A 23,373-nucleotide genomic window follows, 5' to 3' on the forward strand; every position below is an offset into this window, starting at 1 on the left:
TATCAGAACAGAGCGAGTTGCTGTTTTAGGTAGTCTCGGTGATCAGGCTTAAGTACCTTGACTAAACAATCGGCTAACTCTCTTGTATCTTTTGATGATGGGCTTAGCGTGTGGCTAAAATACAAAGACATTACAAACTGATGTTCGCACACTGGGTTCTTACACTCACAATACAAATCTGCACAGTCATTCGATAGGCGGTTGGTTTTATTAATCACCGCCCGTTCGCCACAACCGCATTGAATCCTACTACCAAGCATTTTCCCAAAACCAATTGACGGTTTACTCATCGCACCAAGTCCACAGTGAAGCTTTGACTGTTTGAGTGAGTGGCGATAGCTAATAGAACTTACAAAGGTATGCCCACAATCTGGGTTAGAACAGGAACAAGATAAATCTGCGCAATTGGCATCATTGGTGATGCTTCTACTTACAATCGCGCGTTCACCACACTTGCAATAAACTCGCATATTTTGACCTAACATAGCTGACTGACAGTCTAATAATACGTCAATATATGTTTTTTTGTACAGTGTCATGATTGTTCCCCACTCACTACATCAAACTTTAGATGTAGGCTTTTTATGTTTCTGATTTCCGGGTCGTTGTTCACTTCATCCATAATCAGTTCGCATACAGGTATGATTTCGTCTTTGTCATACTCGCGCCCGACCTTTTCTGGGTCTGGGAAGTTTGAACCAGGTTGAGGCATCATTCCCCCTTTGCCTGCTGGGAATCGGTGGCCAACAAGGATGTCTTGAGCTGTGATGTTCTTAATTCGCTCGAATTCATCTTTTGTGGCTATATCACCAACGGGTATCAACTGAATGCCTTTTTCATGACCGTTGGGAATATTTACAAACATGCTTCTAAAGTTACCCACCCCTTTTGAACTGGCGATCTTTTCTTTCAGCATCTTCTCGTCTTCATCGCTTAAGTTAGGGTCAGTGGCATAGAAGATAAAACCCATGTGGGCACCGTTTTTGTAGTATCGACGTCTGAACAATGTGGCGTCTTGGTTCAACATGCTGCTTTGAATGCTGCCGAGATAATCAGGCACTCCATAAACTTGCTGTTGTGGGTCGTATTGGCTCAAGAAAATGACATCATCTGGATTATAGGAGCGTTGTTTGTTGCCACGCTCCAAAATGACGATTTTCCCATTCTTGCGTTTACGAAGGTACATAACAGGCAATGGATGAAAGCGAACTACTCGACCAAAGTGATCTCGAATCTTCAATAATGCGCCATGACCAAATTGGAAGTAATCACGGCAAAAAGCCAGCATTTGCTTTCGACGGATGGCACCTTGCTGAAAACGACCAGTGACATAATTTCCACGGGCAACTAAAAGCGAACCATGGTAGGCGTTTGCCCTTGCTATATCTGCCAACCCCTCGGGGGAAATCGGCGGCTCCCAATAGTCGTCAGTGTCGTTGTAAAACAAGTCCGTGTAGTTTGTCATCCAACTATTTGAATCGATGGATTCTGGTGCGCCAAGGTCTACGCCATACACCGATGATGATTGACTTTCTTGTTGTGTTACAAGGTGTGTTGTTTTCTCTGTCATTATGCTGCCATTGCGTAGGTAGATTTGCGTTTTGTTGAGTGATCGATAGGTTCGTTAATCAATGCGTGTGAGAGTGCCCAGAAATCATCGGCATGACCAACCAACTCGCTTCGATCGGCTTTAAACGTTAAGGCGTTACCACTATTCGTCGGCACCCGTTTTATCGCCATAAATGACATTGCGGTTTCTTTGAGTGATTCGTCAAATTGAAGACGATTGCTGTCAATGATATCAATCATTTTCATTACCAGTCGGTTTTTGCTGTCGTTCGAATAGTGAATGGGTACCACTTCACGTGGGAATTTATTATGGAGTAGGTCGTAAACGCCTGCACCGATACCAGTGACGTCGATACCAAGGTAACTCACGTTAAAGCGTTCGAATACTTTGGCGATTTCATTGGCCTGATGCTGAAAACTTAAACCTCGCCAACTTAGTTTCTTTAACACTCTGAACTTTTCGCCAGCGACAATCGGTGGTGCAACTACCATTAGTACCGCATTGTCACGAGTGCGTGAAGGGTCGTAACCTAACCAAACCTCTCTATTGCCAAACGGTTGAGGGTCGTCGGGGTTGTAGTCTCGCCATATTCCTGAGTCGACCATACATTTCTGAATTTTGTTAAATTCGAAAATGGAGCTCGCACCGTCGACAAAAATACACATAAACAGGTTGTTGAACTCTGCATCACTGTATTCATCGCGGAGCTCTTCAAGATCTACTAGGTCAAAGCCACTGGCAACCGCATCTTCAATCGTAATGACGTAACGCCATTGCTTGTCAGGGCATAATCGACCGCCGTCTCTAAATTCATCGAATGTAGGAAATTCGATGTTTTTACGAGAATCTTTGCCTTCTTTCCATGCATCACCTGTCCAAAATGTATAGGCTGGATGAGTTTTACTTGATGGGGTAGAAAAGTACGTTCTGCGCCAGTGCTTATGAGTGGCGATAGCGGACGACACTTTTTTTACTTCTTCGAATCGGCTAATCCAGAAATATTCGTCGGTGTATAAATGGCCACTGTAGGACTGTGCGGTTTTACCATTGGTTGATAGAAACCTAAGAGTTGCGCCATTAGAGAGCACAATAGGGTTGCCAGATAGTTCAAGGTCGAAAAACTCTTTAGCAATACGAATGATGTATGTGCGGAATACTTCGGCTTGAGCTCGTGAAGCTGAAAGGAATATTTGATCATCACCATTGATTACCGCATCTTCAAAGGCTTCACCAGAAAAGTAATAGGTCGCGCCAATTTGTCGAGACTTTAAAATGTTGCGAATGCGCTGATGTAAGTTCTCACGCATGACTTTTTGAAAGGCATAAAGTGAATTGTGCCATGGAGCAAAGTCATCAGAGGTTAGGTGGTCGACGTTGTTTTTCTTTTTACGTCCACGTGACTTTTTACCGTCGCCATTACTATTGCTGTTGCTTTCATTTCGAGCTTGGGGCTCTGGCGGATTTAAGCGTTTTTCAGCTTTGGCTTTAGCGTCAGCATTTGCCCTGAGTAGTTTAACGTGATGTTCGATAAGACGGTCCATCTCCTTGAGCTGCTGGTCGCTCTTTTCGTCTTTATCAATCAACACCGCTAAACGGCGGTTAATCATCTCTTCAACAGATAAATCGTTAACGAGTAAATCCCAGCCGAATTTCTCCGCCCAGGTATAAACAATGCGTGTACTGTTTAAGCTCAGTTCCGCTGCTATTTCTTTAGGAAGTACGCCACGGATATACATCCTTTTGGCGGCTTCTCTTATTTCATCTGAATATGCCATAAGCGCATCATACGCCCCGAAAACTCGCAAATGACTAAGCAAAATTCGGATGAGTTCGGATATGGGCTAAATCCGAATTTCTAGGAATTGAAGTGGCTGAAACGACTTATTCAAAGGCGTATTGTTTGCTCAAACAGAGATGTGAATAACTAACCTGAGAGCGACAATGCCAAAAATTAGTGACTGGAAAATCATTGCAACAGAAGGTCCAACCGTTGACGGGAGAAAAATTACCCGTGAGTGGATAGAGCAGATGGCTGCAAGCTATGACACCAAAGAGTACACAGCACTGATTTGGCCGGAACACCGCCGTTTTTATGGCTACGGTGAAAACTGGGGCAAAGTCGTAGAGCTAAAAGCTGAAGAAAAAGGTGGCAAGTTACGCTTGTTCGCAAAGCTTGAGCCTAACGATTACATGCTAGAAGCCAATCGTAAAAAGCAAAAGCTATTTACATCTATTGAACCAAATCCCGACTACAAGGGCGAAGGGCGTTGCTATTTAATGGGCCTAGCTGCGACTGACTCCCCAGCCTCCACAGGTACATCGCTCCTTCAGTTCTCTCGTAAGCAAGGCGAAACCACCGAACTTGAATGCAGCGCTCTCGAAGAAATCGACTTCTCAGCCTGTTTCACCAAGAAAGACCGCTTTTTGGCGGCATTCAATGAATTTTTCTCTTCTGGCGATGAAGAGCCAGAAACTCCATCAAAAGTAGAGGACACCGACGTGACCGAAGAGCAACTAAAAGCCGCACTGAAAGAGCAGTTTTCTGCGTTCAAAGGCGAGTTCAAAAAAGAACTGAAAGAAGAGTTCAACTTGCAAGCAACTCCAGAGCAAAGCGAAACACCAGAAACGCCTGACAAACAGAATGCAGGTGCAACCATTGAGCAGTTTTCTACCACTTTGGAAACGCAGCTAAGACCATTGTTGGAAAAAGTTGACGGCTTAGAAACTAAGTTCAACCAACTTTCGAAAGAAGTACCAGGTCAAGAACCTAATGACGCTGGTAGCGGTGACGATTACAGCCCCGTTTAAACCGCAGAACTTGGCTAACTGAATTAACTAAATTAGGAGAGATCGCGTAATGTCGCAGATTCTTACTCAATCAGCCCGTGACAACATGGACCATTTCGCGCAGAAGTTAGCGCAGAGCTATGGTGTCACCAATGTAGCTCAATTGTTCAATGTATCACCTCAGTTAGAAACTAAGCTGCGTGCGGCTATCGTCGAATCGGCAGAGTTTCTAAAAATGATCACGGTAACAACCGTTGACCAAATCGAAGGTCAAGTGGTCGATGTTGGCGTTAGCGGTCTGTATACCGGTCGTAAAGCTGATGGTCGTTTCACTAAACAACTCGGTGTTGGCGGTCATAAATACAAGCTAGTTGAAACAGACTCATGTGCTGCAATTACTTGGGCAATGCTTTGTCAGTGGGCTAACCAAGGCGGTCGTGGCAAGTTCATGAAACTGCTGACTGAATTCTCTAACCAGATGTTCGCACTCGATATCATTCGTGTTGGTTGGAATGGTGTGTCTGCTGCTGCAACAACTAACCCAACGACCAACCCACTTGGTCAGGATGTCAACGTAGGTTGGTATCAGTACGTGTTAGAGAAGAAGCCATCACAAATTGTTGATGAAGATGTCTATTTTGATGACGCTGGCGATTACAAAACGCTTGATGCGATGGCATCGGACATCATCAACAACCAGATTCACCCAGCGTTCCGCAATGACCCACGCCTAACTGTTTATGTTGGTTCTGGTCTAGTTGGTGCGGCTCAGTACAAAACGTACAGCAAAGCCGACACGCCAACAGAGCAAATCGCTGCGCAAAAACTGGATAAGTCTATCGCTGGCCGTCCTGCTTATGTGCCGCCGTTCATTCCAGATAATGCGATGGTTGTGACCATTCCTACCAACCTGCAAGTGCTGACACAGCATGGTACTACCCAGCGTAAAGCGAAGCATGAAGAAGACCGTAAGCAGTTTGAAAATGCTTACTGGCGTATGGAAGGGTATGCCGTGGGGGTTCTTGAGGCCTTTGCTGCATATAACCCAGCGAAAGTCCATATCGCGCCTAAGCCTGATGATGAATGAAGGTAGCCGATAGTCATGAACTTATCCCCAGCAATGCGCCATAAGTTGGCGCATATGAAAGCCGAACAAGAGCCAATGAATATTGAAGTGGTAAACACCGATAGCCTTCATTTAAAGCTCATCGAGTTCGAAAAAGACCGCAAGTACTTAAAAGGTTTTAACGCCATTGCTGATCGAGTGGAACATAAACGTTCTGTATTAGTGCCTAAGTACAAGCCGTATATCGAAAAATACCTAGAAGATGGTGACGTGTATTCGAACCCTATTTTCAGCGACATGATCGTGTGGTTGTTCGATATCCAAGAGCTTGAATTGGCAATCGACTGGTGTTTCAAAGCTATCGATTTGGGCTTGCCTCTTCCTGAGGGCTGGCGTCGAAAAGACTGGGGAACCGTCTGTGCGGATTTTGTTCTTCAGTGGGCAGAGAAAGAGTCTGCAGAAGGTCGCAGTGTAGAGCCGTACTTTAGCCAGGTATTCGAGAAGGTTGAAAAAGAGTGGCGTTTACATGAAGAGGTTCATGCCAAATGGTACAAATTTGCGGGTTTGCACCTGATTCGAAATGAAGAAGGTAAACCACTCGCTTCTTCGGTGGGTTGTGTGGAAACATTGCAAAAAGCATTAGTGCTGCTTGAGCACGCTGACGACAAAAGCGAAAAAGCCCAGGTGAAAACGCACATTAACAAAATTAAGAGTCGTATTAACGCCTTACAAGAAGGCAAAAATCTGTAACTCAAAGACTCCTACGCCACCGCGCTCGGCTGGCGAGGTTGCAATAACCGCAAAGGTTCATTGTAAACCGTCGACCCAGTGGCTAGAGCGCACCTATTTTGAAGAATCGTAAGGATTGAGTATGAAGAGTTTAGTCAGATGGATAGTTACTTTGATGCTAGTGATCGCGGTGTTAGTGAATCACCAGTTGGGCTATGTCAGTGAAGGTGTGGTTAATTTGACGTTGGTAGCCGCTTGGCTCAATGCAGCCTTACTGATTTGCATGTTCTTCGTATTCTTTGATGACAAGAAGTTAAATGACTTTGCGGATCGGATTAGAACATCTGGGTTAAAGCCTTGGCAAAGCAAATTGCAATCAACACTGGTGACACTGATCGGCTGCACATTTATCTATTTTGGTTATTGGATTACGGGAGCAGTCTGGTTAATCGCTGCAGTGATCGCATCGGTAGTTATGTTCGTTCTTCATCAAATGGCGAGTGTTGAACGATGAGCTTTGGTGGATACGTCGAAGAAAATGCAAATACAGACATAGAGTCCGGTGGCTGGCCTGTACTGAAAACCAGTGAGTTCCGCCAGATGAGACGTATTCCTTCGCTGTTCGATGAAAGCTCAATTATTACTGCACTTCAAGCCGCTAGTTTGTACGTGCAAGGTGAACTGGATGAATTGTTGGTCGATGGTGAAGCACCTGCATTCGATACGCTGAAAGCATCCGTTTATAAGCGTGCGGCGTATGGAACTGCTCATGCTGATTTATTGCCAGAGTTCGCAACTCAAGACCGAAGAGAAGCGGCAGAAAATACAGCCGAAGACGATTTTAAACAGGCTGACCGATTTAGAACGCAAGCAAAACGGGACGTTAGTTTATTGCTCGGTAGAAGTGTTAACAAGGTGGACTTGATCTGATGCAAACCAAATTGCAAGCCTTACACCAATACCTATGTCAGCAACTTAAAGGTAACGTTCACGCGAAAAAGATTCATGCGACTCAAGCTGGCGGTGAGTTGATAGTGAATGGTGAAGACAGAGGCAATGGCGGCTATCGAATTGCTAACTGGTTTTACCAAGCGGGGATATTGATCGAGAGCTTCCCTCATAACAAATTGGACCCCAACACTCTGTTTGCTTTGGTGGCTTGTTGGATTTCTGAATTTGACCCTGAAAGGGACGACAACGAAGAGCTTGGCAATCCTGATATCGAGATAGATGTAAACAATGAAGAAAGTGCAGATGTATTGATAAAAATTGCCTTTGAAGAACCCATTGAATTGATACCAGACCCCAAAGGGTTAGTGTTTTGGAACAGCCAGACTTATCGAGTGAATCCAGTAGAAATCTGGATAGCGAAAGAAGGCGAAATCACGAATGCAGCCAACGATAACGCTTAACGCTAATGATGCAATCAGCGCCAGAAAAGCACTTGAAGCGTTGATGATGACACCCAAGAAACGATTTTGGATTCTAAAAGATTTAGGTCGCTGGGAAATACGCAATACCCGAAGCCGCATTAAGCGTCAAAAAGACACTAAAAACAAAGCGTATGACAAGCGAAAGAAAGGCGAAGGTACAGTTCTAACGAGCTTTGCCAACGGGATGGAACCCTACGTTAAGAACGGAGCAAAGGATCTCGACTTAACGTGGAAAAGCAGGGTTCAGGCAAAAAAAGCCGCTGTGCATCAACAAGGCATGACAGAGACGGTCACCGCCAGGCAGCACATAAAAAGTCAGAACAAAAGGTTTGGACAACCTGATTATGAAGCGCAAGCCACTGACCAACAAGCTCATGCACTGCGCCGATTAGGTTACAAAATTAGGCGAAAAGATGGCGGATTTAATCGCCTGAGTAAACGCAATATTCAAAAGCGACTGACGTTAGGTCAAGCAGGGCTAATTATCCGCATGATGCGTTCAGGTAGTCCGAAAGGGAAACAGAGCTGGACGATAGAAACACCAGAACGTGAGTTGCTTGGAACCCGAAAAGAACTGGTCACTAAACGACTGTTACGCAACATCGAAAAAGCCAAGCACCGCTAGGCGAAGAGAGGATAGAACTGATGGCAACCGGAAAGGTAGAAGTCAATAACTTGAACTTGGGGCAAGGCGATATCCCCGAAATTGAACGCCATCTGCTTTTCATTGGCACTACGTCAAAAGCAGAACTGCAAGGCAAAGTCACTCGTGTTTCTGCAATGACTGACCTATCAGGTGTTGTCGCAGAAGATGAGTTGGGGGCGAATGTGATCGCCGCTCAGCTCAACGGTAAACAAAACTGGACTGCTGCTATCTATGGTTTAACCGCTCCAGAACTTTGGACGGGTGCAGTAGATGAAGCCAATAAGACGGATTCGTTCGAAGGTATTGTTCTGGTCGACAAGACCACGGATAAAGCCGCTTTTGATGATATGATGGCAAAACACAATGAGGTAGTGAGCAAACTAGGTCGTTGGGTGTTCATCTTGGCTGCAGTACCTGGTATCGATTCAGACACTCAAACATGGTCTGAATACGAAACGGCAATGCTTGCACTAGTGAAAGATGTTGCTGCGAATATGGTGGTACCAGTGCCACAGCTTCACGGTAATAACATCGGTGTACTCGCTGGTCGTCTGTGTGATCGCAGTGTTACGGTAGCAGACACACCTATGCGTGTTGCAACAGGTAACGTGCTGGGCTTGGGTGATGCACCTGTAGACAGTGCTGGCAAAAAGCTTGAAATGTCGACCATTGAAGCACTTGCAATCGCTCGTTACTCAGTGCCGCAATGGTATGCCGATTACGAAGGTATTTATTGGACTGATGCGACTACGCTCGAAGCTAAAGGTGGTGACTATCAGTACCTAGAGTATGTACGTCCGGTACACAAACTTAATCGCCGTGTTCGCGTGAAAGCGATTCGTCGTATTGGTGACAAAATTCTCAACTCTACACCAGAGTCTATCGAGCTCAATAAGCAGTATTTCTCAAAAGACATGCGCCAAATGAGCAAAGGTATTCAACTCGGTGACATTCAATTCCCAGGTGAAATCATGCCGCCACGTGATGGTGATGTGACTATCCAATGGATGACCAAATCAAAAGTGGTGATCGGTTTAATGGTGCAGCCGCATAACTGCCCTAAGCACATTGTCGTCAATGTTGCGCTAGACCTGTCTAACCCAGCTGATCAGGAGGCATAACCATGCGCATTTCCGGTAAGAATCTCAAATTCACTTTAAATGACCTCAAGATTAGTGCGCAGAAATGGACGGTGTCTATTACTGACAATAGTGCAGTGACCAAAACCAATGGCGTTCCTGATGGTTATGTAGAAGGTGACGTCGAAGCATCTGGCGAATTAGAGCTGATCACAAGTCAATTCAACTTGCTGATGAAAGCGGCTTCTGGCGCAGGTTCATTTCGTGGCTTGCCCACGTTCGACGCTATGGGCTACGGCAAAACAGAGCGTGACGAGCTCAAAGTAGAGATGTTTGGCATTAAGTTGAAAATTTCTGACCTGATTGATGCAGATAGCAACGGTGGCAGTGCGCTGGTTCATAAGATTCCGTTCGATGTGACTGATCCTGATTTCATCCGCATCAATGGCGTGTCGTACCTACGCCCAGAAGAAACCGCCGACATTATTGGGTAGGTGATAGATGCCGGACTTATTTGATCATGCAAGTGGTATCGAAGCCAAACAAACGGAAGTGGCACTGGCCAAGCAATTGGCAGCCAGTGCCCAAGCGAAAGCGCAGCACCCAAACGGCGAAACACATTGCGTTGAATGCGATGAGGAAATCCCAGCCGCACGCCGAGTGTATCTGCCTCACTGCTACACCTGTGTTGATTGCCAAGAGCTTCTAGAAAGGAGGGCAAAACGTTGAAACGATTTGTATTGAAACGCCGTTATTTTCAAGACGGCACTTTTGGAACACTTCACCGTGAGGACGGAAGCCAAGTGTGTGTGATTGCCGAACGTGGTTGGCGAAATAACCTGCCTGGTAAATCGTGTGTTCCAGAGGGCTCTTATCAACTTTTGCCCCATACATCGCCTAAATTTGGTGATTGCTATGCGTTAGAAGCAGGCGAGTTGGGCGTCACTCGTCAGGGGCCAAGCTTACGAACCCACATCCTAGTCCATAAAGCGAACACGCCAAGCCAACTTCAAGGGTGTCTAGCACCTGGTGTTGATTTTGGTTTTGTTGGGAATGAATGGGCCGTGGTCAATTCAACCGCTGCATTTGAAGCGTTGATGCATGAGCTTGATGGTCAGCCGGCTTTTTTAACCATTGTTAAGGACTGAGTTATGTGGGAGAGCGTGAAATCATTACTTGTAACTGCTGCTCCAATGATTGGCACTGTGCTCGGTGGCCCTGCAGGTGGTGCCGTAGGTGCGATGGTTGCGAGCACTTTAGGCGTAGAAAATACGCCAGAAGCCATTGAGCAAGAGTTGCGAAACAATCCTGACGCGCTGTTAAAGCTCAAACAGCTTGAAACTGATGAACGCATCAAACTGCAAGAGCTGGCTTTGAATCACTCAAAGATTGAAAGCGAAGAACGTAAGTTGGCGATTACCACTCAAGCCGCAACCCAGCAAGCTGAGTTAGCCAGCAATGACGCCTATGTTCGACGTTGGCGACCAACGTTTGGTTACGCGATGTGTTTGGCTTGGCTATTGCTGTTCTTTGGGTTGGCGTTTTCACTGGTGTTTCATCCTCAGCAAGCTGCGGATATTGTGAATAGTATTGTGGCGCTTTCGCCTTTATTCAGCGTCGCGTTGGCCGTGCTGGGTATCAGTATCCATAAGCGCAGCCAAGATAAACAAGTCGTTCAAGGCATTAAGCCAACAGGCTTATTAGGGAGTCTAAAACAAGCTATTTCAAAGGAAGTCTAAATGGACGGAATGAACGAATTGTACATTTGGGTAACTGTTGCCGGATTTCTGCTCGCTTTTATGGGGTTTGTGTACGCACGTGCAGAGAAAACCCATAGCACAGCGAACAGCTTAACGCAGCGAACTCACCAAAATGAAATTGCTATTGAAAGGATGCGAGCGGATAACGCAGAGAAGTACGCAACAAAACACGAGCTCAGGGAAGCCGTGGACGACCTTAAAGAGTCCATTAACGGACGGTTCGACCGTCTAGAAACGAAATTAGATAGAGAGAAAATCACATGAGCAAGAAAACCATCGTTCTAACTATTGCAGGATCAGATATTCAGTTTGCACCAACACCTGAGCTTTACGGTGAGTATGTCGGTGCGATGGCACGTGGTGATATGACCGATTCGGCACACAACTTTGTGATGCAGTCAGCGCAAGGCGATGAAGAGAGAGAAACATTACGTAAGCTCGATGAAGACAACGCTGGCGCAATGATTCAGGTTGCAGGGACGTTAGTTGGTGAATATGCACCCAAGGTGGCGATCTCAGTAAAAAAATAGAAGGGCTGGTTAAGTCGCTTGAATCAAGCGACTTACTCCAGATGTATGCATTACGAAAGAAATGGTTGCCCCACGAACCCGATACAGAAATGAGCTTGGCTCAAGCGGTATGGTTAGAAAAACAACACTGGGATAACACCGCGATTTCTAATGCGAACGGAACAGCGAAAGCTTTTGCAGGATAACGAATGTCTTTACCAGAACCACTACGATTCACCGTTGGATTGATAGACCAAATTAGTAAACCGCTGGGCAATATTCAGCGTCAGTTTAGTAGTATGGCTTCATCCTACCGAGACGGTACTCACACTATGGTGTCGGGAGCTGCTGGCGTAGCTGGTGCTGGTATTGCTTTGCAACAAGCTCTAATGCCAGCGATTGAGATGGACAGAGCATTAGGTGAAGTAAAATCACTGGGTGTTGCTGATGCTCAGTTAAAGAACTTGGCGGAAACCGCACTACAGTTCTCTGTTGAATATGGCAAGTCGGCCTCTGACTTTGTCGCCGCTTCCTATGATATTCAATCTGCAATTGCTGGGTTGGCTGGCAATGAGTTGTCCGAGTTTACTCGCGCCTCTGGTGTGTTGGCCGCTGCCACGAAAGCCGATACAGCAACCATCACCAATTACGTTGGCACCATGTATGGAATATTCCAGAACACCGCTAACGATATGGGTAAAGCCAATTGGGTAAATATGCTTGGTGGTCAAACTGCTAAAGCAGTTCAAATCTTCAAAACCACAGGTTCGGAAATGTCTTCTGCATTTACTTCGGTAGGTGCTGCAGCGACATCTGTTGGTGTTGGGATGACCGAGCAAATGGCTATTCTTGGCACTCTTCAATCGACCATGAGTGGTAGTGAAGCAGGTACCAAGTATCGAGCGTTCTTAGCTGGTGCAGCCAAAGCACAAGACACTCTCAATATGTCGTTTACTGACTCACAGGGTCAGTTGCTTCCAATCGTCGACATTCTAGGAAAGTTGAAGCAACGATATGGGGAAACTATTTCAGTTGCGGAAGCTGCGGAACTGTCAAAAGCCTTTGGTTCGCAGGAAGCCACAGCAATGGTTCAACTGTTGATGCAAAACACCGATGGTTTAGCCGGTTCAATTGAGCAATTGGGTAAGGTGAAAGGGCTTGATGCCGCCGAACAGATGGCAGGCGCAATGACCGACCAATGGGAACGAATGGAACAAGGGCTTTATGCAATTAGAGCCGCGATTGGTACTGCTTTGCTGCCATCCTTGTTGCCAATGGTTCAAGGTTTGGCAGATGGCGCAATGCAGCTTGTTGAGTGGACCAAATTATTCCCAAATATTACTCGATACATTGGATATGCAACGGTTGCTTTCTTTGGGCTAGTAGCTGTTGGCGGATTGCTTACTGTAGTTACAGGAGCTTTCAGTATGTTAATGAGTCCTATCTTGCTGATAGTTGGTGGGGTCGGTTTAGCTATTGGGGCAGTAGTCGGTTTGATTGCGTATTGGGACAAAGTGAAAGAGCACTTTGGTGATACCGCCATGTTTAAGGCATTAGAACATGGTGTTGAAATGGTTAAATCATCATTTGTGTTCCTTTATCAGTCTGTCGAACCCTTGTTTCCACTGTTTAAATGGATTGGAACGGCGATTTTCGAGGTTATGAAAGTTCTTTCGGTTGTTGCGGTCGGAGTGATCTCGAAGCTAATTACCGGAGGTATCCAGTTAATCTCTTATGTACTGACGGGAATAGTGTCAGGGGTTTCTTTAGTCATCGGTGTGTTTAGCAAGCTATTTCAATTCCTATCTGCTGGTTGGACTTTAGTCACGAGTGGTTTTACAGATTTATCGGGTTTTGATGGGTTGTTTGCCATTGTCGATGAAATAAAAGCTTACTTTGGAAGCATGTTTGATTGGGTTGGTAATGGCTTCGATAAGGTGATCAGCTGGATACCGGGTTTCGGTGATGATGAAGCACCAGGTAAAACAATTAGTGCCGTTCAGCAAGCCACGCCAAAAGCGAGAGTTCAACAAGGTGGTGTTGCTCGTCAGATGTCGACATACAACCAAGGACGTTCGACGAATTACGGCGGCGTAAACATTTATCCAACATACATGAATAGCCCTCAAGACATGGCTAATGAATTAGAGATGGCAGCGCCATGAGTAAAGATTACCTATACCAAGATTTGCTCATCGAAAATGGTGATGTCGTTTTAGATGCTGGTCGAAATCCCGTGATGATTCAAGACAGAGCCGTGATTGCCCAAGACATTAAACACGCCATTATCGAAAGCGGTTTAGCGGTAGCTTTGATTGGTGAAAAGTCTCGTGATGGTCGCAGTGACATTAAAAAGCAAATAGAGCTCTTGGTTGAAGAAGAGGTTCGTTTGGTACCAGGTACCGTTCGAATGGAAGAGCCAGAACTAGGCAAAATATGGATTTTCGCAACAACACAAGACTTTGGCGACATCGAGATAGGAGTTGATACCTAATGGCAAATATTCCTCAGCCAGATTATGAAGAAATCCTAAAAGAATCGGGTATTCCAACTGATTCAGCGAGTTGGCGCAAGGTGCTCAAAGAAGAGATGGAAAAAGCAGGTAGCGTGATTAATAACGACAGCCGCTTTTCTCCTTTCTGGCGAATGATAGAGCAAGCCGTGATCGTCTCAACTGTTTGGCTGATTGAAAACCTGTTAGTCAAATACGTGCTACCCAATACGTTTCTAGCCACAGCGTTCGGGGAGTCATTGAAACTCAAGGCTTGGGAAGTGGATATCGAGCCAAAAGCTAAAACCAAGGCGAAAGGTACCATTGTTTTTCAACGTGCTGCTTTGCAAGGTCCGGCACTCATTATCCCTAAAGACACGTGGGTTCAAACTGAACCGATTAACGGCACCATTTATCGAGTGAAAGTGCTCGAAGACACGACGATGCCAGAGAACGAAACCACTGTTTCAGCAACCGTCGAAGCTGAACACGAAGGTGCAGCTTATAACTTGGGGGGTGGTTACTACCATGTGATCCCCGTTTCTATTTCGGGTATTGCTGCCGCAACCAATGAAGACGAATGGTTGATAGAAGCTGGCGCAGATGATGAAGACGAAGACGAACTTCGATTACGTGTGCGTAACCAGTGGAGTGCGGTTGCTAAATGGCACATTGATGCGGCTTACCGTTCCTTGCTGATGAAAAAAGCAGGTATTCAAGACGACAACATCTATTTTGAGCATAACGCCCCACGTGGACCAGGTACTGCCAACGCACTGATCTTGTTAGATACGGGAAATCCATCACAAGAGCTGATCGACGATTTAAACCACGAAGTGACAACCAGTGGCTTGCATGGTCATGGTGATGATTTGTTGGTGAAAGCGATGCCAGAAACCCAACACGATATCAGTGTCAAAGTCTGGCCGAAAGCGAAGCTGACAGAGCAAGAGCGTGTGACGTTAAAAACAGACATCGAAAATGTAGTGAGAGCGTCATTTCGTGAAAACAGTGATTATGAAGTCACGCCGACGAATCCTATTGGTCGCTTTAGCTTTTCACGTTTAGAAGGTGAGTTACATGCCTTGCTTGAGGGCATCGAGTCATTGCAGTTCGAACAAGAAGACATTGTGAGCAGTTTGAAAATTCCTCGCCTGTCTACGCTGACGATAAAAATGCAGGAGTAGCTATGCAACTACCACCAATTAAATTCAAGTACTGGATGGGTAGAGGTGAGCTGGCAAAGTTTGCCAACGCACTGCGTAACTACTGGTTAAGAGTGGACGAAGCATTGCGAATGCCACTCAAAAAGCATGACCCAATGACTGCGCCAATTGGCATCGTTCGTCTGATTGCTTGGGAAAGAGACATCGAGCCGTTAGAGCGTGAAGACGAAATGATTTTTCGTATTCGTGTCGCCAACGCTTATTCGTTCGCCCGTCATGGTGGTGAGACGGCTGGATCTAAAAACATGTTTGGTAAACTGGGCATCGAGTGGGTAGAAATACACGAACGTGAAGACCAAGAACAATGGGACGTTATTACTGTTGAAACCGCTGACAGTGACTTGGCCCAAAAGAACTGGCTAATGAATGCCATGATTCGCCAATATGGTCGCACGTGTCGTCGTTACCAATTCAATGTGACTTATCCGGTAATGTTTAAGGTGATTGCTGCAGAGTTCGGTCACCGGTTCAATCTTCACTCTGCAAAAGCCAATGATGAATCCACTGTGTCCGTGCGAGAAGAACGCATCGAACACAACCAACAGATTTTCACCGCGTCAATGACGCGCCTAAACTGACATAAGTAAAAGGGAGCGTTAACCATGAGCCAAGCGGCTATCCCATTAGAGTTTGAACAGTACATGCAAAACAAGGTTTCCTTGAGGCAACCTACTGATCTCAATGAAATTATTTTTGCGATGATTCCTGATCTTGATTTGTCTCAACCGATTGACCGTACCGTGTCACTCCCGCCATTAGAGCAATGTGTGTTCCAACAAGATGTCGACCAAATCGGTAAATCTGGCCGTAATGCGGTTGTCTATTCTGTGGTAATACCAGGTAGCACAGCACCATTCACATTTAACGCTATGTTCCTGCGTGATAAGAACGTGCCGAATAGCTGCGGTATGGTGGTTTACAAGGCAACCGAAACCAAAGAAACGGGCATGGCGTTGACTAAGTCGATGCTAATGCAGTTCGATGGAGCTGCAGCCGCTGCTAATGTGACAATTGATGCGGCAACTTGGCAAATAGACTACCAAGCCCGATTGAAAGGAATGGACGAAGACCACCGATTATCTTGCCTAGATAATTATGGTCATACCGCTTTTGTTGATGGCTTTGACGTGACACGCCATGAGATTGACCAAACCAAATATTTGATTGCACCAGGTGTCGCTTATGTTGGCGGTCTGCGCATTCAAAATGCGCTTTCGATGGTGCAAACGCTCAATCGCAAACCAACAACGCTATGGGTTGATGTTTTCCGCGATGGTACCGCGCTTTCTAGACATGAAAACTTATTCCAAATTGTAGCGACCAATGATGATTTAGTGGATTACACCGATAGCGAGAACCAACCTCATTATGTGGCGAAACTAGCACGAATTGAGGCTGATGGTTCAATAGTGGATTTGCGTGTTAAGGGTGGTTTGGCTGAGCAAATTCAACAACTAAAAAACATGCCGTTTTATCCCGAAGTGGTAAACGATGAAAATCGTTTGGCTATGTCTTTGGATGGTGCGACATTAACCATAGGTGATAACCAAGTTATTAGATTGTATGGTTGGCTTGAGGTGAACACATCTGACTATCCAAACAAGTCGTTTCATGTAGATTTAGAGAAAGCTTATCACGTTCGTTTTAACATGACTGATGGTTTTCACATCAAAGATGTGAGCTCATTGGAATATAACCCCGACAGTCTAGATGAGTCAGACAAACGGTTTGATACGAATTACGATGATATGAATCTTGCGCTTGTTTATAAAGGCTTGTTGATGCGTTGTGTTCATACAAACCAGCTGTCAAAGTCAGTTACCGTGACAGGTAGTGGATCCATATTAGTACCTATTTGCCCCCGTCTACGCAATATGCGAATTACGTTTTCAAATCTTGAACTAGGCAACTCAGGCGCTCAAAAAGTTGAAGTTCCAGCGAATGCTGAAATGGGGGGGTACGGACATTTTAATAGTGGTGGTTCTACATCTGTTAGTGTTGTCAAGTCGTCACAAAAATCACTTATACGAATAGAAACAAATAACCAGACATCTGATACAACTGTGTCAGTCAATACTTTTTCTTTCAGTCGTCAGTTGCAACGCTATCAAACGAATCAATGTATGACTGAGTTAGTTCATATCGGCAATCATGAATGGTTATTAATGTCAGAAAAAGGACCATGTTTACTTGCATGGCAAACAAACGGCCTAAGTATGAACTATCACAACCTTACATCAGGTGAATTTGTAGTGGAGTATTTACGATGATTATAACTCCGGATATACATGTCACTGCGGCGGGTGAGTCGTTTTCCATTAATCGAAACAAATTCTACATTGACCATTTTGGTACGAAGTTCATCTCGCAACAGAATGAAACTGATCAGCTGATCGACTGCAATTTTAATGATGAATTGGTCTGTGAAGAAGGTATTTGGCGAGTTAAAAATGAGCTCGATGTTTATCAAGAGCAGCACGCTAAGGTAAAGAAGGCGCGACAAGCTGAATACACGGCTAGAGTGCGGCCCTATTTGGAGGAAGCCGAAATCAAGAAACACATGGGCGACCAAGCCGAATACAATCGTTTAATGGATTTAGCTGTCAAAGAACGTGAAAAAATTCAATCTGAACACCCTTGGCCAATTTCTCCAGAGGTGGCTTAAATGCTTTCACTCACAGCAGTTCGAATCCCTCTTAAAGGCTTAAAGGTCACTGCAAGACAACAACTAGCCGGACAAGATATGTCCGGCAACTCTGCATCCACTGATCAAGCTGAAACAGGGGACAAAGGTAAGGTGTTAGCTGTCACAGGGACTTTGCCATATGACAAAGCCCAAACACTAAACCAACTTTATACACTGGCTGGAGCAAAACTTGACGGGGCTCGAGTGATCTACCGTATCGACAACCGAACCGCTAATGCTCTAAAGGTTAGCCAAGTTAAGTTTCAAGGAACCATTACAGCACAAGAAGATGCACAATTGCGCCAGTGGTTAATTAGCTTTGAACTTGTAGAACATATGAGTGTGGCAGAACGAACTGAAAGCAGAGAAGATCCCAAACCTGCAGCACAGCAAAAAGCCGCAGGGGTAGAAACACCGACCACACCATCAACTACTTTGGCAGAGACACCACCGGATACCAAAGTGGAAATGACAGGTGTAATGGGGTATCTGCAATCCATTGATAAGGCATTGGCATGAATACACCAGAGTTTACCATTCAATGCTATGTTGGCAGTGAGCCAAGAAAAGTCAGCCAACACAGGCTGACATTTTCTGATAATGCGCCAGGTAGAGCAAAGCTAACGATACAAGGTGAAGCGAACCCAATGCAGCAAGTCGCTATCGAATTGGGTTGGGGTAATAACATTAGGCGCGTGCTGACTGGGTTTGTCGAAAGGGTTTCACCAGATAAACCAGGTTACGTTGTTATCTTTTGCAGGGAACTGGCCGCAGCACTTTATCACCCATTGAATGTCATCATGCGACATCCAACGCTTGTTCAGTTGCTTAGTAATATCACTCAACAAACAGGGCTGCAGTTTGTGGTTCCTGATAGAGCTTACGCCAATAGTGCTATCCCTTGTTTCTATTCGACAGGTAATGGCTATAGGGTGCTTGATGAGGTAGCACAGGCTTTTAGTATTTCTGATTACATTTGGCAGCAGCAAGGGAATGGACAAATATTTGTAGGTAGTTGGACTGATAGTTACTGGGCAGACAAACCAGCGACTATCCCTGCCAACATGCTCAATCCACACCAAGCACAAAAGACGGCAACCGTTCCTTGCACGCCACACTTTAAACCAGGTGTGATCGTGAATGGCCGTAAGCTTGCCACCGTTGAACATGTTGGAACGGAGACAGTCATAACATGGACGTAAAAACAATTAAGCGTATTGTCTACCGACTATTCCCAGAACTGACAGGTAACTGGCATTTACCTCAGCTTGCCAAAGTCGTTGCATTGCCAGAGCTACCGAAAGAGGGTGATTTGTCCGAGCGTTTCTATCCTCACTATGCAGCAGATATTCAGTTACTTGATACTAAGTTGGTCGAACGTAAAGATGTGCCAGTCATGCAAGCAGTACCTTTACCAGTACCAGGTATTGGTGAACAAGCCGGGCGATTAGAACCGCCAGCGATTGGCGCAATAGTTGAGATTGGTTTTGCTAACGGTGAACCAGACAAACCATTCATTCGAACGGTTTTGGGTTTAGGTTGGAAACTTCCAGCAATCAAAGCTGGCGAAAGTCGATACCAACAAAGACCAGGTGTTTACCACCACGTTGATCAGTCTGGTAACTTTCGCAGCATCACCGATAAACTGGCTCAACTGCATTGTAAGTTAAGAGAAGTGCGTGCCAGCTCAGAACAAGATTACCGTTCGCCTAAAACATGGTTAGGTTCAGAAAGTGAGAACGTACTTAACTTGCTAGGTGAATTGATGCAAGTAGTCACAGACTTATCTGATACATGTGCTGCACATACACACACTAGCCCAGAAAGCGGAGCACCGACTAGCGCACCTATTCAAGCGACTGCATTTACCGGACACGGTGAAAGCAGCACGGGACTGAGAGATAGACTGACTCCGATCACTAAATCCTAACTCTAAACATCTCACAGTAATGCGCAGCCAATCGGCTGCGTTTCTTTTTGTCTAAACGTTAACGAACTCTCACCGGCACAACAGCAGTCAGATAGCCACGAAAGCGAACGATTGAGTGACGTAAAACGCACTCCCCCTCCCCACCTGCGATGTTTTCGTGTGGCAGTTTATTGAAATTCCATTTTGGTGAAATTTAACGGGGCTAATTCAGCCCCTGAGAAGAGTTAAAGCCTTACGGATAGCGGAACGGGGCAGATTTTCAAGGCGTCTTAAAACGCTGCATATCGCGTTATACAAAATTTCTACAAATGAAATTAATTGATCAGTTTTGCAAAAATGAAGATCAGAAAGTTAGTGTGTATTTGATTTAAGTTGTTGAATTTAAAGGGGTGGTGATTTTTTCGTGTGTTTTTTAATGATCTATAGTGTGAAAAATAGGATCGTGTTTGTTTGTATTGAAGCCAGTAGTGGTAAGGGTTGAGGCGTGTTTTTACACTTGTTTGGTTTTTTCAATATTGATCTGGTGATACTGCGTTAAATTTCTTTAGTATCAGTGGTGAAGCGCTCCCAAGAAAAACGGTTAACTTCACTTCACATAAAGGGAGGTTAACTTATAGGCAGCTTTGCGTAATTTGGGAGCACAGTGACAACACAAAGGAACCGGAATGTTAGGTATCTGGTCTATGTATTCTTACCGTCAATTTTTCATTTTCTTGCTAGTTGTTTTTTTCATTTAGCGCAAAGTTTTAATCTTTAATGCTAACGTCGATAACAAAAGTGGCGACATTTATACTGTCGCCACTTCATCGCCATTCGAATATAAATCGTTATTCTTAACTATTGAAAAATAACAATTTATTCTGCGCTTCAGACTTATTTAGTATAAGACTGGGCAATGTTGTCGATGCGCTCGTTAGCACGTGCAGCTTCTTCACGAGCTGACATTGACTCAGATTTTAGAGCCTGCACATCTTGGCTTAGCTGACTAACCTGATTGCTTAGCTCGTCAATTTTTGCTGAAGATGCATCGTCTGGGCCTGAAGCACAACCTGCGAGAAAAAGTACAGAAGAGGCCGCAGCTGCGATCAACATTTTGTTCATAGAAGAACTCCTTGCATGTAAAGTATCAAAAAGACGTCCTATACTTTTAGGCTCATATAGTGACGATTCCTTAAAGTGTAGACTCTATTTTGCCTGTCAAAAAGCAGGGAAAAGTCAAAAAAACCCAAGAATTTAAGCAATTATCGAATTAATTGATACATGTCTCACAGTGGGTGAGTGTAAATGTCAATGTGCTAAGTATACTGGGCGCTAAAGCCAAAAGTATAGGGATAAATTTCTGTGATCTCTATCCACTACAACGCTTTCAGGGTATCATGTCGCGTTTTTGAATACTTCCGTGTTTGGTCTTAAATCAGAAATAAGCCTTAGACACATATTTCACTTGGAGAATACTTTGCACTTTAGAGAGTTAGGGTTAGACAATCGCTTATTAAAAAATCTGAAGCACTTTGACTTTAAGCAAGCGACAGAAATTCAGCAGCAGGCCATTCCGGTATCCATTGCTGGTAAAGATTTACTGGCTTCCTCAAAAACAGGCTCCGGGAAAACACTTGCCTTTGTATTACCTATGCTGCATAAGTCGCTAAAGAATAAAGCATTTTCAGCTAAAGATCCTCGTGGCGTGATACTCGCTCCGACTCGAGAGTTAGCCAAGCAAGTCTATGGTGAATTACGTTCTATGCTGGGAGGGTTATCCTATGATGCGACGCTCATTGTCGGGGGTGAAAACTTTAACGATCAAGTAAAAGCATTACGTCGGTATCCCAAATTTATCGTTGCCACACCTGGGCGTTTGGCCGATCACCTTGAACATCGTTCTTTATACTTAGATGGTCTGGAAACTTTGATCTTGGATGAGGCGGACCGTATGCTGGATCTCGGTTTTGCTCCAGAGTTACGTCGTATTCACAATGCTGCTAAGCATCGTCGCCGCCAGACTTTGATGTTCTCTGCAACACTTGACCATGCTGAAGTTAATGAAATAGCGTTTGAAATGTTAGATGCGCCAAAGCGGATTGCTATTGGTGTATCAAATGAACAGCATCAGGATATTACTCAAACCTTTTATCTCTGTGATCACTTGGATCACAAAGAAGCCATTTTAGAGCGTATATTAGAAGATGCGCAATATAAGCAACTGATCATTTTCACTGCAACACGAGTCGATACGGAGCGTTTGACCACAAAGCTCAACGAGAAAAAGCTAAAAGCTATTGCGCTAAGTGGAAACTTAAATCAGACACAACGTAATACGATTATGAGTCAGTTTGAGCGCGCGGTATTTAAGATTCTGGTTACAACGGATGTTGCCTCTCGTGGTTTGGACATTGCCAATGTGACACATGTGATCAATTTCGATATGCCAAAGCATACCGAAGAATATGTTCATCGTGTTGGCCGTACAGGTAGAGCTGGGAACAAAGGAGATGCTTTGTCTTTGGTTGGTCCCAAAGATTGGGATAGCTTCAAGCGTGTAGAAGCCTATTTGCAGCAAGACATTACTTTCTCTGAGTTAGAGGGTTTAAAAGGTAAATTTAAAGGCTTAAAACCCAAGAAGCCGGACTTTCGTAGCAACAACAAGGTGGCTAAGAAATCTAAGCCTGCAAACAAAAAACCGAATAAGAAACCAGCGCAACGTGACAAAGGTTTTTACCAAAATGTGGCTGTGGGAGATTCAGTCTTTATTCCTAAAAAGAAAATCGCGCCGACAGACGATGATTAAATAGAGTTGACCGACTCAAGCCATTCTATCAACCAACTCTATTTATCCAGTAGTCGTAAATAGAGTTGGTATGTAAAAATCATCAGTCAGTCACGTTGTAGTGTACGAGTAAGTTTTCGAATTTTTCATTTCCTCTGAGTGGCTCAAGATCCTGTTCATCGGCTAATAAATCACGGATAGACGGGCTTGCATCAATCGCTCGTTCTAAATCTTCAATGGCAAGTTCTTCTATACCTAAACGCGAATATGCACATGCACGTTGGTATAACGCTGGGCCGTTTGTATTGTCAAGTTCCAGAACTCTATTGCACAAGCTCAGCGCCCAGTTGTATTCCTCGATTTCCATAGCGGCGTCAGCTTTGTATGTGAGCGCTTCTAAATCTCCAGGACGAATCAAAAGGATTTCGTCATAGATATCGATACGTTGCTCTGGCGTTGGTGAGCTTTGGGCGCGTAGCCACAAATTATGAATTTCATTTATTTTTTCAATCTCTTTGTTATTTTCGCTGATGATCCGCGTTTTACGCTTGAGATCTCTTTCCAAAGCAAAAAATTTCTTCTCGTATTCTAACGCTATCTTTTCGAGACGTTTGTCTGCTATTTCTTTTGTGTTGTGCATATTTCGGAGCATTCCGATCAGTTATTTCGGGATTATCCGATCACCCATTTCGGTTTA

Annotated in this window: 29 protein-coding genes and 1 pseudogene; 25 read left to right on the forward strand and 5 right to left on the reverse strand. The window is 44.8% G+C overall.

The genetic code is table 11. The annotated features are described in order from the left end of the window. Positions 1-2: 2 nt before the first annotated feature. The 3 genes from QQK21_RS22310 to QQK21_RS09390 are packed head-to-tail and all read right to left on the reverse strand — an operon-like array spanning position 3 to position 3,345. Positions 3-539: an ogr/Delta-like zinc finger family protein gene (locus QQK21_RS22310; RefSeq protein WP_431313107.1), complete on the reverse strand. Its 537-nt coding sequence runs from the start codon at positions 537-539 to the stop codon at positions 3-5. Then, positions 536-1,570, reverse strand: a complete 1,035-nt coding sequence (locus tag QQK21_RS09385; RefSeq protein WP_284191931.1) for a phage portal protein — start codon at positions 1,568-1,570, stop codon at positions 536-538. Before QQK21_RS09385 ends, QQK21_RS22310 begins: the two co-directional genes overlap by 4 nt. After that, entirely contained in the window at positions 1,570-3,345 is a 1,776-nt protein-coding gene (locus QQK21_RS09390; protein ID WP_284191932.1) for a terminase large subunit domain-containing protein, read from the reverse strand. Before QQK21_RS09390 ends, QQK21_RS09385 begins: the two co-directional genes overlap by 1 nt. A 166-nt stretch (positions 3,346-3,511) precedes the next feature. Here QQK21_RS09390 and QQK21_RS09395 point away from each other — a divergent pair, with 166 nt between their 5' ends. The 24 genes from QQK21_RS09395 to QQK21_RS09510 all read left to right on the forward strand — a co-directional run bounded on the left by QQK21_RS09395 (position 3,512) and on the right by QQK21_RS09510 (position 19,912). Continuing rightward, positions 3,512-4,378, forward strand: a complete 867-nt coding sequence (locus tag QQK21_RS09395; RefSeq protein WP_284191933.1) for a GPO family capsid scaffolding protein — start codon at positions 3,512-3,514, stop codon at positions 4,376-4,378. A gap of 49 nt (positions 4,379-4,427) precedes the next feature. Continuing rightward, on the forward strand, positions 4,428-5,444 hold the full coding sequence (locus QQK21_RS09400; RefSeq protein ID WP_284191934.1) for a phage major capsid protein, P2 family: 1,017 nt from the start codon (positions 4,428-4,430) through the stop codon (positions 5,442-5,444). A 15-nt stretch (positions 5,445-5,459) separates the two neighbouring features. Continuing rightward, positions 5,460-6,173 carry a phage terminase small subunit gene (gene gpM, locus QQK21_RS09405; RefSeq protein ID WP_284191935.1) on the forward strand — a complete coding sequence of 238 codons (714 nt, stop codon included), beginning with the start codon at positions 5,460-5,462 and terminating at the stop codon, positions 6,171-6,173. 121 nt (positions 6,174-6,294) lie between these two features. Then, on the forward strand, positions 6,295-6,666 hold the full coding sequence (locus QQK21_RS09410) for a hypothetical protein (RefSeq protein ID WP_284191936.1): 372 nt from the start codon (positions 6,295-6,297) through the stop codon (positions 6,664-6,666). Then, a complete protein-coding gene (locus QQK21_RS09415; RefSeq protein ID WP_284191937.1) occupies positions 6,663-7,082 on the forward strand; it encodes a head completion/stabilization protein in 420 nt (139 codons plus the stop codon). The genes QQK21_RS09410 and QQK21_RS09415 overlap by 4 nt, the downstream gene beginning before the upstream one ends. Further along, positions 7,082-7,564 carry a phage tail protein gene (locus QQK21_RS09420; RefSeq protein WP_284191938.1) on the forward strand — a complete coding sequence of 161 codons (483 nt, stop codon included), beginning with the start codon at positions 7,082-7,084 and terminating at the stop codon, positions 7,562-7,564. Before QQK21_RS09415 ends, QQK21_RS09420 begins: the two co-directional genes overlap by 1 nt. Beyond that, positions 7,542-8,210 (forward strand): hypothetical protein, encoded by a 669-nt coding sequence (locus QQK21_RS09425; protein ID WP_284191939.1) that lies wholly within the window; start codon positions 7,542-7,544, stop codon positions 8,208-8,210. The genes QQK21_RS09420 and QQK21_RS09425 overlap by 23 nt, the downstream gene beginning before the upstream one ends. Positions 8,211-8,230: 20 nt before the next feature. Further along, positions 8,231-9,352: a DUF2586 domain-containing protein gene (locus QQK21_RS09430; RefSeq protein WP_284191940.1), complete on the forward strand. Its 1,122-nt coding sequence runs from the start codon at positions 8,231-8,233 to the stop codon at positions 9,350-9,352. Continuing rightward, positions 9,349-9,804: a phage protein gene (locus tag QQK21_RS09435; RefSeq protein ID WP_348541479.1), complete on the forward strand. Its 456-nt coding sequence runs from the start codon at positions 9,349-9,351 to the stop codon at positions 9,802-9,804. Before QQK21_RS09430 ends, QQK21_RS09435 begins: the two co-directional genes overlap by 4 nt. Before the next feature lie 7 nt (positions 9,805-9,811). Continuing rightward, positions 9,812-10,039, forward strand: coding sequence for a TraR/DksA C4-type zinc finger protein (locus QQK21_RS09440; protein WP_284191942.1), 228 nt, complete (start codon positions 9,812-9,814; stop codon positions 10,037-10,039). Continuing rightward, positions 10,036-10,458: a DUF5675 family protein gene (locus tag QQK21_RS09445; RefSeq protein ID WP_284191943.1), complete on the forward strand. Its 423-nt coding sequence runs from the start codon at positions 10,036-10,038 to the stop codon at positions 10,456-10,458. The genes QQK21_RS09440 and QQK21_RS09445 overlap by 4 nt, the downstream gene beginning before the upstream one ends. A 3-nt stretch (positions 10,459-10,461) precedes the next feature. Beyond that, positions 10,462-11,049, forward strand: coding sequence for a 3TM-type holin (locus tag QQK21_RS09450; protein WP_284191944.1), 588 nt, complete (start codon positions 10,462-10,464; stop codon positions 11,047-11,049). Continuing rightward, entirely contained in the window at positions 11,050-11,334 is a 285-nt protein-coding gene (locus QQK21_RS09455; protein ID WP_284191945.1) for a hypothetical protein, read from the forward strand. Further along, the gene (locus tag QQK21_RS09460) at positions 11,331-11,600 is read left to right on the forward strand and encodes a putative phage tail assembly chaperone (protein ID WP_284191946.1); all 270 of its coding nucleotides are present in this window, start codon (positions 11,331-11,333) and stop codon (positions 11,598-11,600) included. Before QQK21_RS09455 ends, QQK21_RS09460 begins: the two co-directional genes overlap by 4 nt. 41 nt (positions 11,601-11,641) lie before the next feature. Beyond that, positions 11,642-11,785 carry a DUF6890 family protein gene (locus QQK21_RS09465; RefSeq protein ID WP_284191947.1) on the forward strand — a complete coding sequence of 48 codons (144 nt, stop codon included), beginning with the start codon at positions 11,642-11,644 and terminating at the stop codon, positions 11,783-11,785. Between the two features lie 3 nt (positions 11,786-11,788). After that, positions 11,789-13,744 (forward strand): phage tail tape measure protein, encoded by a 1,956-nt coding sequence (locus tag QQK21_RS09470; protein ID WP_284191948.1) that lies wholly within the window; start codon positions 11,789-11,791, stop codon positions 13,742-13,744. Continuing rightward, complete coding sequence (locus tag QQK21_RS09475) at positions 13,741-14,073, forward strand: DUF2590 family protein (RefSeq protein ID WP_284191949.1); 333 nt, start codon at positions 13,741-13,743, stop codon at positions 14,071-14,073. Before QQK21_RS09470 ends, QQK21_RS09475 begins: the two co-directional genes overlap by 4 nt. Further along, on the forward strand, positions 14,073-15,257 hold the full coding sequence (locus QQK21_RS09480) for a baseplate J/gp47 family protein (RefSeq protein ID WP_284191950.1): 1,185 nt from the start codon (positions 14,073-14,075) through the stop codon (positions 15,255-15,257). Before QQK21_RS09475 ends, QQK21_RS09480 begins: the two co-directional genes overlap by 1 nt. A gap of 2 nt (positions 15,258-15,259) precedes the next feature. Further along, positions 15,260-15,874, forward strand: a complete 615-nt coding sequence (locus tag QQK21_RS09485; RefSeq protein ID WP_284191951.1) for a hypothetical protein — start codon at positions 15,260-15,262, stop codon at positions 15,872-15,874. A gap of 24 nt (positions 15,875-15,898) precedes the next feature. Then, positions 15,899-17,566 carry a phage tail-collar fiber domain-containing protein gene (locus QQK21_RS09490; RefSeq protein WP_284191952.1) on the forward strand — a complete coding sequence of 556 codons (1,668 nt, stop codon included), beginning with the start codon at positions 15,899-15,901 and terminating at the stop codon, positions 17,564-17,566. Next, positions 17,563-17,961 carry a hypothetical protein gene (locus QQK21_RS09495; RefSeq protein ID WP_284191953.1) on the forward strand — a complete coding sequence of 133 codons (399 nt, stop codon included), beginning with the start codon at positions 17,563-17,565 and terminating at the stop codon, positions 17,959-17,961. The genes QQK21_RS09490 and QQK21_RS09495 overlap by 4 nt, the downstream gene beginning before the upstream one ends. Next, the gene (locus QQK21_RS09500; RefSeq protein ID WP_284191954.1) at positions 17,962-18,501 is read left to right on the forward strand and encodes a baseplate complex protein; all 540 of its coding nucleotides are present in this window, start codon (positions 17,962-17,964) and stop codon (positions 18,499-18,501) included. Beyond that, the gene (locus tag QQK21_RS09505; RefSeq protein WP_284191955.1) at positions 18,498-19,184 is read left to right on the forward strand and encodes a hypothetical protein; all 687 of its coding nucleotides are present in this window, start codon (positions 18,498-18,500) and stop codon (positions 19,182-19,184) included. The genes QQK21_RS09500 and QQK21_RS09505 overlap by 4 nt, the downstream gene beginning before the upstream one ends. Next, entirely contained in the window at positions 19,175-19,912 is a 738-nt protein-coding gene (locus tag QQK21_RS09510; RefSeq protein ID WP_284191956.1) for a hypothetical protein, read from the forward strand. The genes QQK21_RS09505 and QQK21_RS09510 overlap by 10 nt, the downstream gene beginning before the upstream one ends. A gap of 873 nt (positions 19,913-20,785) precedes the next feature. Here the strand turns inward: QQK21_RS09510 and QQK21_RS09515 are convergent. Continuing rightward, positions 20,786-21,013: an Lpp/OprI family alanine-zipper lipoprotein gene (locus tag QQK21_RS09515; RefSeq protein ID WP_152432263.1), complete on the reverse strand. Its 228-nt coding sequence runs from the start codon at positions 21,011-21,013 to the stop codon at positions 20,786-20,788. A gap of 343 nt (positions 21,014-21,356) precedes the next feature. Between QQK21_RS09515 and QQK21_RS09520 the strand changes: the two genes are divergently transcribed. After that, positions 21,357-22,697 (forward strand): DEAD/DEAH box helicase, encoded by a 1,341-nt coding sequence (locus QQK21_RS09520; RefSeq protein ID WP_284191960.1) that lies wholly within the window; start codon positions 21,357-21,359, stop codon positions 22,695-22,697. Positions 22,698-22,779: 82 nt separating this feature from the next. On the opposite strand, the pseudogene QQK21_RS09525 reads toward QQK21_RS09520, so the two are convergent. After that, positions 22,780-23,313 (reverse strand): annotated as a pseudogene (locus QQK21_RS09525) (TPR end-of-group domain-containing protein); the annotation flags it as partial. Between the last annotated feature and the right edge of the window lie 60 nt (positions 23,314-23,373).

This window comes from Vibrio zhanjiangensis, assembly GCF_030161235.1.
GTDB classification, from domain to species: Bacteria; Pseudomonadota; Gammaproteobacteria; order Enterobacterales; family Vibrionaceae; genus Vibrio; species Vibrio zhanjiangensis.